The organism is Paenibacillus sp. FW126-R14, assembly GCF_058789495.1.
The window spans coordinates 41,623-56,291 of the sequence record NZ_JBYTBS010000010.1; the positions used below are offsets into that span (position 1 = coordinate 41,623).

General features: G+C 50.8%; 13 protein-coding genes. 6 read left to right on the top strand and 7 right to left on the bottom strand.

All coding sequences use genetic code 11. The features are described 5' to 3' along the window. Positions 1–22: 22 nt before the first annotated feature. The 6 genes from AC3WRW_RS09535 to AC3WRW_RS09560 all read left to right on the top strand — a co-directional run bounded on the left by AC3WRW_RS09535 (position 23) and on the right by AC3WRW_RS09560 (position 6,520). The gene (locus AC3WRW_RS09535; RefSeq protein WP_492546099.1) at positions 23–1,336 is read left to right on the top strand and encodes an ABC transporter substrate-binding protein; all 1,314 of its coding nucleotides are present in this window, start codon (positions 23–25) and stop codon (positions 1,334–1,336) included. 77 nt (positions 1,337–1,413) lie between these two features. Further along, positions 1,414–2,313: a carbohydrate ABC transporter permease gene (locus tag AC3WRW_RS09540; RefSeq protein WP_171683307.1), complete on the top strand. Its 900-nt coding sequence runs from the start codon at positions 1,414–1,416 to the stop codon at positions 2,311–2,313. Between the two features lie 17 nt (positions 2,314–2,330). Further along, on the top strand, positions 2,331–3,164 hold the full coding sequence (locus AC3WRW_RS09545) for a carbohydrate ABC transporter permease (protein ID WP_492546100.1): 834 nt from the start codon (positions 2,331–2,333) through the stop codon (positions 3,162–3,164). 136 nt (positions 3,165–3,300) lie between these two features. Further along, positions 3,301–4,740 carry a VanW family protein gene (locus tag AC3WRW_RS09550; protein ID WP_492546101.1) on the top strand — a complete coding sequence of 480 codons (1,440 nt, stop codon included), beginning with the start codon at positions 3,301–3,303 and terminating at the stop codon, positions 4,738–4,740. A 100-nt stretch (positions 4,741–4,840) separates the two neighbouring features. Next, complete coding sequence (locus tag AC3WRW_RS09555) at positions 4,841–5,629, top strand: HAAS signaling domain-containing protein (protein ID WP_492546102.1); 789 nt, start codon at positions 4,841–4,843, stop codon at positions 5,627–5,629. A 3-nt stretch (positions 5,630–5,632) separates the two neighbouring features. Further along, the gene (locus tag AC3WRW_RS09560) at positions 5,633–6,520 is read left to right on the top strand and encodes a DUF4097 family beta strand repeat-containing protein (protein WP_492546103.1); all 888 of its coding nucleotides are present in this window, start codon (positions 5,633–5,635) and stop codon (positions 6,518–6,520) included. A 61-nt stretch (positions 6,521–6,581) separates the two neighbouring features. Here AC3WRW_RS09560 and argH read toward each other — a convergent pair whose 3' ends face one another. The 7 genes from argH to argC all read right to left on the bottom strand — a co-directional run bounded on the left by argH (position 6,582) and on the right by argC (position 14,668). Then, positions 6,582–7,997, bottom strand: a complete 1,416-nt coding sequence (argH, locus tag AC3WRW_RS09565) for an argininosuccinate lyase (protein ID WP_492546104.1) — start codon at positions 7,995–7,997, stop codon at positions 6,582–6,584. A gap of 74 nt (positions 7,998–8,071) precedes the next feature. After that, complete coding sequence (locus tag AC3WRW_RS09570) at positions 8,072–9,310, bottom strand: argininosuccinate synthase (protein ID WP_492546105.1); 1,239 nt, start codon at positions 9,308–9,310, stop codon at positions 8,072–8,074. Between the two features lie 34 nt (positions 9,311–9,344). Beyond that, positions 9,345–10,304 (bottom strand): ornithine carbamoyltransferase, encoded by a 960-nt coding sequence (argF, locus tag AC3WRW_RS09575; RefSeq protein ID WP_492546106.1) that lies wholly within the window; start codon positions 10,302–10,304, stop codon positions 9,345–9,347. A gap of 28 nt (positions 10,305–10,332) precedes the next feature. Next, complete coding sequence (gene argD, locus AC3WRW_RS09580; protein WP_492546107.1) at positions 10,333–11,529, bottom strand: acetylornithine transaminase; 1,197 nt, start codon at positions 11,527–11,529, stop codon at positions 10,333–10,335. A 21-nt stretch (positions 11,530–11,550) separates the two neighbouring features. Continuing rightward, on the bottom strand, positions 11,551–12,321 hold the full coding sequence (argB, locus tag AC3WRW_RS09585; protein ID WP_492546194.1) for an acetylglutamate kinase: 771 nt from the start codon (positions 12,319–12,321) through the stop codon (positions 11,551–11,553). A gap of 44 nt (positions 12,322–12,365) precedes the next feature. Beyond that, positions 12,366–13,592, bottom strand: a complete 1,227-nt coding sequence (gene argJ / locus AC3WRW_RS09590; protein WP_492546108.1) for a bifunctional glutamate N-acetyltransferase/amino-acid acetyltransferase ArgJ — start codon at positions 13,590–13,592, stop codon at positions 12,366–12,368. Positions 13,593–13,618: 26 nt separating this feature from the next. Next, positions 13,619–14,668 (bottom strand): N-acetyl-gamma-glutamyl-phosphate reductase, encoded by a 1,050-nt coding sequence (gene argC / locus AC3WRW_RS09595; RefSeq protein ID WP_492546109.1) that lies wholly within the window; start codon positions 14,666–14,668, stop codon positions 13,619–13,621. Between the last annotated feature and the right edge of the window lies 1 nt (position 14,669).

A 14,669-nucleotide genomic window follows, 5' to 3' on the forward strand; every position in this document is an offset into this window, starting at 1 on the left:
ATATAAAAAGGGAGGACTTACAATGAAAAAATGGCTTACTGGCATTTCACTCGCCGCTGTATCATCCATGATCGTGATTTCCGGCTGTGGCAGCTCAACGAACAACGCAACACCGTCTCCATCGGCGCCTGCAACATCTGCTGCAACAACTACGCCTAAATCGGCAGAACCCGTTACCATCACTTTGAACGGCTGGGGCTCCAGTCCGGAAGAAACAGCTTTGTTCCAACAAGTTTTAAAAGATTTCCAAGCTAAACATCCGAACATTACGGTTAAGTTCGATGTGATTGCCGATCAATACATGGATGTAATCAAAACTCGTCTTGTCGGTGGCGAAGGCGCTGATGTCTTCTTCCTGGATGCATTTGAAGCTCCGGGCCTCATTGCCAAAAACGTGCTTGAACCGCTAGACAGCTATGTAAAGCCTGAATTTGACGTTGCTGATTTCGAAGAGCCGCTTGTGAATGCATTCAAAGGGAAAGACAATAAATCCTATGGCTTCCCGAAAGATACTTCCACACTAGCCCTTTTCTACAATAAAAAAGATTTTGCAGAAGCAGGTATCACGAAGGTTCCTACAACTTGGGAAGAGCTTCAAGACGCCGCTAAAAAATTAACAAAAGCTGACGGCGGCAAAGTATCCCGCTACGGATTTGGCGCTGCACCTGAACTTGCCCGTCAAATGTTCATGATCCAAGCTGCTGGCGGTAAAGTATCCGACGATAATGGCAATGCGGCTTATGCTTCTCCTGAAGCGTTGAAAGGCTTGCAGCCTGTTGTCGATATGCATTTGAAAGATAAGTCCGCAGGCGAGCCGAAAGATGTTGGCGCTGGCTGGGGCGGCGAAATGTTCGGTCAACACAAAGCATCCATGGTCATTGAAGGAAACTGGGCAATCCCTTACCTGCAAAGCACTTTCAAAGATCTAGACTTTGGCACAGCTGAAGTTCCTACCACTTTCGGCAAAAAAGCGACAATGGCTTACACCGTTGCTTATGTAATGAACAAAAACTCGAAACACAAACAAGAAGCATGGGAACTTATTTCCTACTTGACTGGCAAAGAAGGCATGAAAACTTGGACCAGCAAAGGCTTAGCGCTTCCTGCTCGTAAATCCGTATCCAAAGAACTTGGATTCGACAAAGATCCGCTGCGCGCTGCATTGGTAGCCGGCAACTCCTACTCCATTCCTTGGCAAGCCAAAGAAACATTGCCGACAATTATGAACAACTTCAACAACCAATTTATTTCCGCTTATCAGGGCAAAGTAACGTTGGAAGAAGCGCTCAAAAAAGCGCAAGATACTGCCAATAAAGAAATTGCCGCTGCGAAGTAATTAAATAAAGCATAGCAACGTAAAAGAGGAGAACCTTCCTCTTTTACGTATTTTTTCAGGAAAGGGGGAGCTTTATTATGAAACGACGCTGGAACCGCCGCAAATGGCGGGACGTGATTTCTGGATATTTGTTCGTTTCTCCGTCTCTGCTTATACTTGGGGCCTTCTTCTTGCTGCCTATTCTGTACGCCGTGTTCCTCTCTCTACATAAGGTGGAACTGCTCGGCGGCGTAAGTTACAAATTCATCGGACTTCGCAACTTCGCTCGAATTGCCGACGATGACCGCGCCTGGATTGGACTCCGCAATACCGTTGAATATGCGATATATGTCGTTCCGATACAAACCATCGTCGCCATGCTGATGGCTTCGGTGCTGAATTCCAAAATTAAGTTCCGCAATTTTTTCAGAGTTGTTTATTTTATGCCGACGATCACTTCGTCCGCAGTATTAACGCTCATTTTCATGTGGCTTTATAAATCCGATGGATTATTAAACGATTTGCTTAATTTAATAGGCATGGACAGCTACAACTGGTTGGGAGACCCGAGTGTCGCCCTCAAAGGTATTATGATCATGAATATATTTTCCACAGCGCCTCAATTTATGGTGATTTACTTGGCTGCGCTGCAGGATATTCCCGATACGCTATATGAAGCGGCCGAGCTGGATGGCGCAGGAACTTGGCGCCGGTTCATCTCCATTACAGTCCCGATGCTCAAACCTGTAACCTTCTTTGTCGTTACGATGGGATTGATTGGAACATTCCAGCTCTTCGACCAGGCCTATATCTTATCTAACGGCTCTGGTGGCCCTGATAATTCTACGCTGACCCTCGTTCTTTTGATTTATCAATATGCCTTTAAAAACTTAGACATGGGCTACGCTTCCGCTTTGGCCTTCATGCTAACCTGCGCCATCATGGTTGTGACGTTGATCCAACGCAAACTGTTCGGCGGCGACGAGAAATTGAACTAAGAGAGGAGAGACCCGATATGGAAGCAACCAAAACCCGCTCCATTGCACGCGTGTTGACCTACCTCATGCTGGCTTTCTATGCGGTAATCACGATCATTCCGTTCTTGTGGGCGCTCTCCGCTTCGTTCAAGACGCTAGCGGAAATCTCTACAACCGGATTATCGTTTATTCCCAAGCATTTTACACTTGATAATTACAAATATATCTTCACAAGCGAGCAAATGTTCCCGCGCTGGTTCCTAAACAGTGTCCTGGTGGGCGTCTCCGTTACCCTGCTCAACTTGCTGCTGAATTCGCTGGCCGGGTATTCCTTAGCCCGTTTCGACTTCCCCGGCAATAAACTTATTTTCTTCTTTATTTTAACGATTCTGATGGTGCCGGATAAAGTTACGCTTATTCCGCAATATTTGATCATCAAAGACCTCGGATGGCTGAACAGCTTTCGCTCTTTGATTATTCCAGCCGCGGTGCAAGCCACTTATATTTTCATGATGCGCCAATTTTTCATTAGTTTCCCTAAGGAACTAGAGGAAGCAGCTGAAATGGACGGGATGAGCCGTATCGGCATGTTCTTCCGGGTAGCGCTGCCGCTGGCTGGACCGCCGCTCGCTGCTATGGCGATTTTCACCTTCATGGGTTCGTGGAATGAATTCTTGAAACCATTGCTCTTCATGTCAGAGCGCGCTATGTTCACCCTCCCGCTAGGGTTGAATACATTTAAAGGCCAATACATTTCATATTGGAACTATATCATGGCGGCATCCATGATTTTCACATTGCCAGCCCTGCTAGTGTATGTATTCGGCAATAAGTTTTTCATCAAAGGCATCACCTTTACAGGAACCAAATAAACAAAACACGAAACCGCCGAAGCTTCATTTCGGCGGTTTTTTTGAGGAGTTGAGCAAGTACTAAAATCTCTTTGCGCACGATACATATGGTAGTACAGGCTTTTTCACTCATTCGTATGTAAAGGAGCTGCTGTACATGCCACTCTACATCAGAAAAGCAATCTTCTATGTATCGGTCACCCTCGGATTGTTAAGTGCTGTAAGCATCTCTTTATACATCTATGGCTCTCAGAGCACATTGCCTCCTAAATTCACTGTGGCTGGCTGGCGGGTTGGCGGCATGCCTTACGATAAGTTTCAAGCACAATACGAAGAGAGGCTGCAGCTGCTCTCAGCCTTTCCCGTTCAACTGCAAACCTCCTATCCGGACATTGCCAATCGACAATTGACCCTGGGACAGCTAGGCGTCGAATATCATAACGACAGATTGACCCAGTCTCTTGAACAGCTGTTTCAAGCTTCGCCCCTCGAGCGAATAAAGGCACGCTGGCAGCTTCGTCATACGGATATTCCGCTTGAGATCGAGGTTAATCAAACGCAGCTGAGCGCTTCGGTGAAAGAGGCTTGGAAGGATCTCTACAGTCAGCAGCCTGCTCCGGCCAAACGCATCGTCACTGCCCAAGACACGCTCAACTACGAAGCGGAGCGCAGGGTGCTACGCGTCGATACCGTACATTTGGGGGAACATTTGAAAGAAATCGCCCCCTCCATTTCCTACATTCATAACGCCGCACCGATTCGGCTGACACTCCCTTTGTACGAGCAAAGTCCTGCGGTAACTGTGGACACCTTGAAGAAGCAAGGCATCGATCGCAAAATATCCGAATTCACAACCACCTTTCCCGCTTCAGGCGAAGGGCGGATTCACAATATCCGCTCCACCGCCGCGTCGATTCAAGATTTGCTCATGGCTCCGGGAGAAACGTTTGATTACAGCAAAATCATCGCCCAAACCGAAACCCAGTTCGGCTACAAAGAAGCGCCGGTTATTCTAAACGGCAAGCTTGTCCCAGGCATCGGCGGCGGCATATGCCAAGTTTCGACAACACTGTACAATGCTGTTCTGCGAAGCGGACTGGCCATTGTAGAAAGACGCAACCACTCCCTGCCTGTCAGCTATGTGACACTCGGGCAAGATGCGACCTTTGCCAACGGGTATATCAATTTCAAATTCCGCAACAATACCGACGCGTACCTATTAATACGTACAGTTACAACGGATCGAGATGTTACCGTTAAGCTATACGGGCACATGTCCCCTTCGGTAAGCTATGAGATTGAATCCAACGTTGTAGAAACGATTCAGCCCCCCGTCAAATATTTGCACAATGCAAGTCTGGCGCCAGGCGCGACGAGGCCTATCAGCACGGGCAAACCTGGCTATAAGGTAGAAACCTATCGGATCAAAAGGGAAAATGGCGCCGTCGTCAGCAAAGAACTCGTCTCGAAAGACCAATATTCTCCCGTACCGACCCTGGTGGCCTCTAACCGGGGCGACATTAAACCGGAAGACGGCGCTGCCGAGCCTCCTCAACCCATCTTAGAGGACGGCGTAAAAGGGCCCTCCTTCCGATAAAGCGTAAAACTTGCAAAGGTCATGTGACTGTAGTTACTAGGTCACTATGACTTTTTTTTATTATGATAAGAATACGCAATACGAATAAGGAGGATGAACGATGAGCAAGATTGATTATTTCAAAGAACTAAACTATCGACTGCGCGGACTTCCGGAGAAGGAGCGCCAAAATATATTATCGGTCTACGAAGAATTGTTTCAAAAGGCGATTGAGAACGGCAAGCACGAGGATGACGTGGCGCAATCGCTTGGCTACCCACGCGTACCCAACTGGGATGCGCAGAAGGACGCGCCTGCCTCGACCCATTCGGAGCCTGTGAAGAGCGCAGCCAAAGAGCCCGCTCCAGAAGCTCCTAAAGTTCCGCAAGTTCCACAGCGCCCACAGACTCCCCCTGCCTTCCAAGCGCCACCGTTAGAAAAAACATATACAAAACCTGAACCGGCAGCACCGCCTAAACAGGCACCTGAAACAGGAGGCATCCCCCCCTACACGCCGCCGCCTCAAGAAAATCCATATTATACGCCTCAACCTCCTTACCCTTATCCGGTTAAACAGGAGTCTGGCATTAAGGCGATTATCATTTCCATTACGCTTGGCTTTTTCAACCTTTTGTTTGTTGTAGGCCCATGGTTCGGCATTCTCGCAACGTTAATTGCGCTATTTGTATCGGGCTTTGCGCTCATCGTCGCTCCCGTCGCCGGGATGGCGGGCAGCTTCCTGGGCACGGGCACGGTCGGCAGCGATTTGCAATTCATCGGGTTCGCCATGCTGGCTTGCTTCGGCTTAGGCGTTATCCTGACAACGCTCAGCACCTGGCTGCTCAAAGTATTTTTCAAACTCAGCTGGTCGTACATCCAATTCAATGCCAAATTAATCAAGGGGGCTTAAGCCATGAAACGTGGATATAAATTTTTCTTGCTGATCGGCTTTGCCTGCGTGGCAGTGGGTCTTGTCGGTGCGGCCGTTTCTTTCAAAACGCTTGACCTCGATGCAGGCATAGCCAACATTGATGTCGAGAAAAAAATTTCGTCAGCAAACATCGACACGCTTATTATTCAAAATGATATTTCGAGCATAACTTTCGTCCCTGCCAATTCCGATGAAATCAAGGTGCGGCTGGTCGGTGCGATGCGAGAATCTAATGCGACTAACTGCACGGTGGAAGCAGCGACAGAAGGAAGCAACGTTTGGCGAGTCGATGTTTGTACCAAGAAGAAAGATCATTTCAACTTTGGTTTTGATATCACCGAACTCAAAAATTTAATCGCCGGCCGCAGCTTCGGCCTCAAAACCGAAGTCTCTCTTCCGGATAAAATGTACAAATCCATCACCGTTTCTTCCAATATGGGGAATATTAATTTCAAGGACCTAAAATCGGAAAAACTGACGGCCACTACGGATACCGGCAACATCTCCCTTGACCGTTACGAAGGCAAACTGATTAATTTTCAAGCGGACACTGGAAATATCAATATCCAGCAAGGCCAAGGAGATGTGAAGATTAAAACCGACACCGGCAGCATCACGGCAAAATTAAGCGATATCGGCGATTCCGTCTCCCTGGAATCCGATACCGGCAGTGTCCGTCTTACGCTGGATCCGACGCCTAAGAATGTCAGCTTCGATTTGAGCACAGATACCGGCAGCATCAATGTGGATGTGCCTGGACTAACCGTAGATCGCAAAGAGCATCACTCCGCCAAAGGCACCCTCGGAGATGGCAGCAAGAAAGTGAAAGTCAGCGTGGATACCGGATACGTCTCGGTCACAGGCCGATAAAACGGCAAAAAGCCTTCAATTCATCCAATCGGATGGGTTGAAGGCTTTTTGCATTAACAGCTTATTTATTTTTCTCCATATACGCTTGCAGCCATTCGTTGGACTGCGCTAGCACCTGCTCTGCACGGGCAATGGCTTCGGACACTTGATTGCTTGCCGTTCCGCCGTAAACATTGCGCGCATTAACAACTTGCTCCGGCTGCAGCACTTCGTAAATGTCGGACTCAAACAGCGTGGAGAACGTTTTGAATTCCTCGATGCTCATATCGAGCAAGTATTTTTTGTTCTGAATGCAGTACAGCACCGTTTTGCCGATAACTTCGTGCGCTTGACGGAATGGCAGCCCTTTGTTAACCAGATAATCGGCAATATCCGTAGCATTCGAGAAATCTTGGTTCACGGCTTGTCTCATGCGTTCCGTGTTCACTTTCATGGTAGAGACCATCGGAGCGAACAGCTGCAGCGCCCCCTGCAGGGTACGAACCGTATCGAACATGCCTTCTTTATCTTCCTGCATGTCCTTGTTGTACGCCAGCGGCAGCGACTTCAGTACGGTCATCAGACCGAACAAGTTGCCGTAGACGCGGCCTGTTTTGCCGCGGACGAGCTCCGCCACGTCCGGGTTTTTCTTCTGCGGCATGATCGAGCTGCCGGTGCAGAAAGCATCATCCAGTTCGACGAACGCGAACTCGGTGGAAGACCAAAGCACCATTTCCTCGCTGAAGCGAGAAAGGTGCATCATGATCATGGACGCGTTCGAGAGGAACTCCAGGATGAAATCGCGGTCGCTGACCGCATCCAGGGAGTTCTCGTACACGCGTCCGAACCCGAGCTGCTGCGCCACGAAATGGCGGTCGATCGGGAACGTCGTGCCGGCGAGCGCGCCAGCGCCGAGCGGCAAAATGTCTACGCGCTTGTAGCTGTCCTGCAAGCGCTCAAGGTCGCGCTGGAACATGCTGACGTAGGCCATCATGTGATGCGCAAACAAGATCGGCTGCGCACGCTGAAGATGCGTATACCCCGGGATAATCGTATTGATGTTTTTCTTAGCTTGATCAAGAAGAGCTTCCTGCAGTTTGATGAGATGGCCGACGAACTCAACCACCCGCTTGCGCAGGTAAAGATGCATATCCGTCGCCACCTGATCGTTACGGCTGCGGCCGGTGTGCAGCTTGCCGCCGACAGGTCCAATCAAATCGATCAGCGTCTTCTCGATATTCATGTGAATATCTTCGTTCTGAATCGTATATTCCAGCTCGCCGCGGCGAATCATGCCTTGCACCTCGTAGAGGCCATCCTTGATTTTCTCAACATCTTCCGCAGGAAGAATGCCGCATTTCCCAAGCATCGTAACATGGGCCAAGCTGCCTTGAATATCTTCCTCGGCTAACTCTTTATCAAACATAATCGATGCTGTATATTCTTCAACCAATTGGTCGGTTTGCTTCGTAAATCGTCCACCCCAAAGCTTTGACACGTGCACCACTCCTCTCTGATTTACAGCCCAAAGGCTTTCCACGAGGGAAAGCCCGGTTCACAGCCTATGATAACTTACTTCTTAGCGTTCTGCTCAACGCCCGAAGATACTTTCAAACGAAGAGCATTCAAGTGAATGAAGCCAGTCGCATCGCCTTGGTCGTAAGCTTTCGTCGGATCTGCTTCCATCGTCGCAATATCCGGGTTGTACAAGGATACCGGACTTTTCACGCCAGCTCCGATTACGTTGCCTTTGTACAATTTCAAGCGAACTGTACCGGATACGTTCTTTTGGCTTTCCGCAACCAGCGCTTGAATCGCCAAACGCTCAGGTGCAAACCAGAAGCCGTTGTATACAAGGCTTGCGTATTTGGAAATCAGGGAATCACGAAGGTGCATCACATCGCGGTCCATTGTCAGAGATTCCATTTTGCGGTGAGCCGTGAACAGGATCGTACCGCCCGGAGTTTCGTACACGCCGCGGCTCTTCATACCCACGAAACGGTTCTCAACCATATCTACACGGCCGATACCGTGCTTGCCGCCGATTTCATTCAAAGTTTCCATCACTTGAAGCGGAGTCAGCTTCGCGCCGTTAATCGCAACGCAGTCGCCTTTTTCAAACTCAAGTTCAATGTATTCGGCTTGGTCTGGCGCATCCTCAGGGTCAACGCTCAGCACGAACATGTCTTTGTTGGATGTAGCGGATGGGTCAAACCAAGGATCCTCCAGCATACCGCTCTCGAAGGAGATGTGCAGCAGGTTGCGGTCTGTCGAATACGGCTTCGCAGCGGATGCCGTTACCGGAATGCCGTGTTTCTCGGCATACGCGATCATCTCTGCGCGGCCCGGGAACTGCTCGCGGAATTCTTCCAAACGCCAAGGCGCGATCACCGAAATCTCAGGCGCAAGCGCCGCAGCTGTCAGCTCGAAGCGCACTTGGTCGTTTCCTTTGCCGGTTGCGCCGTGCGCAATCGCCGTAGCGCCTTCTGCGCGCGCGATTTCAACCATGCGCTTCGCGATCAGCGGACGCGCAATGCTCGTGCCGAGCAGGTATTGCCCTTCATATAGAGCCGCTGCTTGGAACATCGGGTTGATGAAATCCTTTGCGAACTCGTCACGCAGGTCGTCGATGTAGATTTTGGATGCGCCTGTTTTGAGCGCTTTTTCCTCTAGACCGTCCAACTCGTCTTTTTGCCCGATATCAGCAGTAAAAGCAATAATTTCGGCGTCGTAAGTCTCCTTGAGCCATTTCAAAATAACCGATGTATCCAATCCACCGGAATAAGCGAGTACGATTTTTTCCTTAGCCATGTCTACTAATCTCTCCGTTTCCTCTATCTATTTATTATATCATGGTTGCGGCCATAATAGCCTTTTGCGCATGAAGACGATTCTCTGCTTGGTCAAAAATAATCGAATGCGCGCCGTCAATGACGCCCTCACTCACTTCTTCGCCGCGGTGTGCAGGCAAGCAGTGCATGAACAAGTAATCCGATTTGGCATACTTCACAAGATCTTCGTTGATTTGGTAATTTTTGAACGCAATTTCACGCTCTTGCTGCTCGGCCTCAAAGCCCATGCTCGCCCAAACATCCGTGTAAACGATGTCCGCATTCTCGATCGCTTCGCGCGGGTCGCGCGTCAGAAGCACGCTGCCGCCGTATTGTGCGGCATTTTCTTTGGAATTCTGAATCACTTCTTGGTCAGGATCATAGCCTTCCGGAGAAGCAATGGCGAAGTCCATTCCTAGTTTGCTTGCGCCCACCATCAAGGAGTGTACCATGTTGTTGCCGTCCCCGATGTATGCGACTTTAATGCCTTTCAGGCGGCCCTTTTTCTCAAGCACAGTCTGATAATCGGCCATCACTTGGCAAGGATGCGCATAATCCGTCAATCCGTTAATAACCGGAACGGTTGCTCCGCGAGCCAGGTCAATGACTTTGCGGTGTTCGTACGTACGGATCATAATGCCATCCAAGTAACGGGACAGCGTCTGAGCCGTATCCCATACGGTTTCTCCGCGTCCAAGCTGCAGGTCGTTTTTGCTTAAGAAAAGCGCCTGACCTCCAAGCTGGTACATCCCGACTTCAAAAGAAACACGCGTGCGCGTCGAAGATTTCTCAAAAATCATCCCGAGCGTTTTGCCTGCCAGCACAGCATGAGGCTCTCTAGCCTTTTGCTTGCGCTTAAGTTCAATCCCGTAGTGAATTAAATATTCGATTTCTTCCGGTGTATAGTCAGCCAGAGCAAGAAAATCCTTGCCTTTCAACTGGGCGGCCATTTCTTCTTGTAACGTAATGTTCATTCTGTTCAACCTCTCTCCATGTTACTCACTAGACACTGCTGATGGTCGATGCCTTCTCTGCGAGGACAGCGCACAGCACATCCAGCCCTTGATCCAAATCGGTTTGCGGTATATTTAAGGCCGGCACTAAACGAATGACGTTCGGCCCGGCAGGAATAACAAGTACGCCTCTTTTGTGAACCTCGCTAATGATTTCACCAGCCGGCTGCGTGCACTCAATCCCGATCAAAAGCCCAATACCGCGAACTTTCGCGATGAAAGGATTGCCGGCAAGCTTGCTTTCCAGCTTCTTAATCGTATACTCGCCTATTTCCGCCGCACGTTCAGGCAGTTTAGTCGAGATAATCGTATCCACCGCCGCAAAGCCTGCTGCCGTCGCAATCGGCGTACCGCCGAATGTCGAACCGTGACTGCCGGCGCTAAACGCTTCAGCAAGGAAAGCTTTCCCCAGCATAGCGCCAATCGGGAACCCTCCGCCTAAGCCTTTGGCCAATGTGAAAATATCCGGTTCAACCCCATAATGCTCATAGGCAAAAAGCTTGCCTGTACGCCCAACGCCTGTTTGGATTTCATCCGCAATCAAAAGCAGATTTTCCTGCTTGCACAGCTCTGCCAGTTGTTTCACGAACTCCGGATCAGCCGGCAGTACGCCGCCTTCCCCCTGTACCATTTCCAGCATGATGGCGCATGTTTTGTCATTCACAAGACTGCGGACAGCCTCGATATCGTTATAAGGTGCATAGACGAAGCCTTCGGGAAGCGGATGGAACCCTTCCTTCACTTTGTCTTGACCTGTAGCGGTCAACGTCGCCAGTGTCCGTCCATGGAACGACATGTTGAACGTAATAATCTCGTACCGGCCGTTGTTCAGCACCTTTTGATTATAACGGCGTGCCAGCTTGATTGCGGCCTCGTTCGCTTCCGCTCCTGTGGAACAGAAGAACACAGCATCCGCACAGCTATTATCCGTCAGTAAGGAAGCTAGTTTCTCCTGGTTCGGAATATGGAAAAGGTTGCTAACATGCCACAGCTGATCCAGCTGCTGGACAAGCTGCTCCTTCACTTCTTTAGGCGCGTGTCCAAGGTTCGCTACCGCAATTCCGCTCATCAAGTCGATGTACTCCTTGCCCGTATCGTCCCACAGTCGGCTGCCCTCCCCCTTCACCAGCGTAATTGGATATCTGGCGTACGTTGGAAAGAGCGAGCTTTTACCCGTTTCACTCATGTACATTCCCTCCTTATAGTGTTATCGTACAATTCTTGTGCCGATTCCCGTGCCCTTCAGCACTTTGCTAAGCACATTCGGTTCAGATCCGTTCACAATCACAACTTCCTGCACCTTGCCCTGAATGCATGCGATCGCTGCACGAACCTTCGGAATCATGCCGCCGTAAATGTCGCCATTTGCAATCATTTCTTCGATTTCCGCAACGCTTACCACAGGCAGAACTTGCTTCTCGCCGTCAACTGTTTTCATGATGCCGGGAACGTCCGTCACGACAACCATCTGCTCCACACCCAGGTGAGAAGCAACTGCACCAGCCGCCGTATCCGCATTGATATTATAGCGCTGTCCGCCATCTTCCCCAAGCCCGACCGGCGCAATAACCGGAATATAGCCCATGTTCACGATGCCCTGGATCAGCTCCGCATTCACCTTCGTCACATCGCCGACAAGGCCGACCTCATCGCTGTTCGCAACCGGCTTCGCTTCAATTAAATGTCCATCCACACCGGACAATCCCAGCGCTGCTGCGCCTGTCAATTGAATGCGGCGTACGATCTCCTTGTTGATCTGACCGGAAAGCACCATCTCCACAACGTCCAGCACCGCTTCGTTCGTCACCCGAAGGCCGTTCACGAAGCCGGATTCAATGCCCAGCTTGCCGAGCGTTTCCGAAATCGCCGGGCCGCCGCCGTGTACGATAACCGTTACAATGCCTTCCTCTTGAAGCTGACGCATATCTTCAAAAAAGCTGGCAGGCAGCGCCGCAAGCGTGCTGCCTCCGCATTTCATCACAAAGCAATTGTTCTTCACTGCGTTCGTTCCCCTTTGCTTCCTTAGGTACGGTAAGCGGCATTGATTCGCACATAATCATATGTCAAATCGCAGCCCCAGCCCGTTGCCTTGCCAGTGCCCATATGTAAATTCACATGAATTTGAATCGTGTCCGTTTTCAAATACGCCAGCGCCGCTTCCTCGTCGAATTTCACGGGACGCGACTGTTCCAGTACGGCGATATCGCCCAAGCGGATATCGACCGTGTTCACATTCACGGGCTGTCCCGAGTAGCCGACAGCCGCAATGATCCGGCCCCAGTTCGCATCTGCGCCGTAAACGGCGGACTTCACGAGGCTCGATCCGATGATCGACTTCACGATCTTACGCGCCGCCTCATCGCTCTCCGCGCCAATGACCGTCGTCTCGATCAGCTTCGTTGCGCCTTCGCCGTCGCGTGCAATCGCTTTGGCGAGGTATTCGCCAACGTATTGGAACCCTGCCGCGAAAGCTTCCCAATCCGGATGGTCCGGATTCAGCGTTTCGCCGCCGGCCAGCCCGCTAGCCATCACCACGACCATGTCGTTGGTGGACGTATCGCCATCAACCGTGATCATGTTGAAGGTGTTGTCCGTGATCCTGCTAAGCAGCTGCTGCAGGTGTTCGCTCTCGATCGGCGCATCGGTTGTCATGAAACCGAGCATCGTTGCCATGTTCGGGTGAATCATCCCCGAACCCTTCGCTGCCCCGGCAATGTGAACCTCCTTGCCGCCAACGACAAGACGGACACACGTCATCTTCTGCACAAGATCCGTCGTCAGGATCGCTTGGCAGAAGTCTTCGCCTCCGTCCAGCTTAATGCGCTGCGGCAGCTGCTCGATGCCTGTCAGCACTTTGCCCATCGGCAGAAGCTCGCCGATAACGCCCGTGCTCGTCACGCCAACGTGATGCTCTGCCACGCCTAGCGCCTTCGCGCTGGCCGCGCGCATCGCGTATGCGTCGTCCTCGCCCTGCTGGCCGGTACACGCGTTCGCGTTGCCGCTGTTCACGATCATCGCCTGCAGCTTGCCGCCTTGGGCGATGCTTTCTTGCGTCACGCGCAGTGGTGCCGCTTGAAACGCGTTCAGCGTGTACACGCCCGCCGCTGCCGCCGGCACATCACATACGATCGCACCTAAGTCAAAGCGCTCCGTCTTCTTTAATCCGCAGTGCAGACCGCCTGCGCGAAAGCCTTTCGGCGTCGTTACTGTGCCCTCCGGCACGACCGTGAAACTAGCTTTATCCAACATCCTCGTCTCCTCACATGTTCCTCTTCTTATGGATATACCGGCGCGAACAGCAATCCGGTCGTTTCTTCCCAACCGTACATCAAGTTCAAGTTCTGAATGGCCTGCCCCGCAGCGCCCTTCACCACATTATCAATAACGGAAACGATCGTCACGCGACCTGTCCGCTCATCCACGGAAAAACCGATATCACAGTAATTAGAGCCGTAAACTTCCTTCGTCGAAGGAAACTTGCCTTCTTGACGAATCCGTACGAACTTCCGGCCTTCATAGAATTGGCGGTAAAGCTCAATAAATTCTGCAGCCGTATGCTCACCATTTACAGTGGCGTACATCGTGGACATAATTCCGCGCGTCATCGGAACAAGATGTGTCGTGAACGTCGTCACCACCGGCTTGCCCGCAACACGGCTGAGCGCCTGCTCAATTTCCGGAATATGCTGGTGTTTATTCACTTTATACACGTTCAAATTCTCATTGACTTCCGCATAGTGCACGCCAAGACTTACGCCTCGTCCTGCGCCGGATACGCCTGATTTGGCATCGATAATAATCGTCGAAGGATCGATCCAGCCCGCTTTGACAGCAGGAATAAGACCTAGCAGCGTTGCTGTCGGATAGCAGCCTGGATTCGCGATCAGATCGCTTCCTTTGACTTCGTCCCCGAACACTTCGGACAACGCATAGATCGACTTCGCCAAGATTTCCTCGGAAGCCGGCTTCTTCTTGTACCATTTTTCGTAGTCGCTGCTTGATTTCAAACGCAAATCCCCGGAAATATCAATAACCTTCAGGCCGGCAGCCAAAAGTTTTGGTGAAAGCTCTGCACTTACGCCCGCAGGTGTCGCCAGGAACACGACGTCGGCTTTGCCTGCGATCAGATCAACATCGAGTTGATCCAGAATATCGAGGACCACTTCCTGCAAATGTGGAAAATGATCCGCCAGTGGCGCTCCCGCATTCGAGGTCGAGATGACCGATGTGATTTTCACTAGAGGATGCGCCTGCAGCAACCGAATAACCTCCGCGCCGCCGTATCCTGTAGCTCCAATAATAGCCGCTCTAACGTTATGACTCATA

Bases quoted from the DNA above. Each gene is read 5' to 3' on its own strand.
- AC3WRW_RS09535 (WP_492546099.1), top strand. From the start codon at position 23: ATGAAAAAATGGCTTACTGGCATTTCACTCGCCGCTGTATCATCCATG.
- AC3WRW_RS09540 (WP_171683307.1), top strand. From the start codon at position 1,414: ATGAAACGACGCTGGAACCGCCGCAAATGGCGGGACGTGATTTCTGGA.
- AC3WRW_RS09545 (WP_492546100.1), top strand. From the start codon at position 2,331: ATGGAAGCAACCAAAACCCGCTCCATTGCACGCGTGTTGACCTACCTC.
- AC3WRW_RS09550 (WP_492546101.1), top strand. From the start codon at position 3,301: ATGCCACTCTACATCAGAAAAGCAATCTTCTATGTATCGGTCACCCTC.
- AC3WRW_RS09555 (WP_492546102.1), top strand. From the start codon at position 4,841: ATGAGCAAGATTGATTATTTCAAAGAACTAAACTATCGACTGCGCGGA.
- AC3WRW_RS09560 (WP_492546103.1), top strand. From the start codon at position 5,633: ATGAAACGTGGATATAAATTTTTCTTGCTGATCGGCTTTGCCTGCGTG.
- AC3WRW_RS09570 (WP_492546105.1), bottom strand. From the start codon at position 9,310: ATGGCTAAGGAAAAAATCGTACTCGCTTATTCCGGTGGATTGGATACA.
- argF (WP_492546106.1), bottom strand. From the start codon at position 10,304: ATGAACATTACGTTACAAGAAGAAATGGCCGCCCAGTTGAAAGGCAAG.
- argD (WP_492546107.1), bottom strand. From the start codon at position 11,529: ATGAGTGAAACGGGTAAAAGCTCGCTCTTTCCAACGTACGCCAGATAT.
- argB (WP_492546194.1), bottom strand. From the start codon at position 12,321: ATGAAATGCGGAGGCAGCACGCTTGCGGCGCTGCCTGCCAGCTTTTTT.
- argJ (WP_492546108.1), bottom strand. From the start codon at position 13,592: ATGTTGGATAAAGCTAGTTTCACGGTCGTGCCGGAGGGCACAGTAACG.
- argC (WP_492546109.1), bottom strand. From the start codon at position 14,668: ATGAGTCATAACGTTAGAGCGGCTATTATTGGAGCTACAGGATACGGC.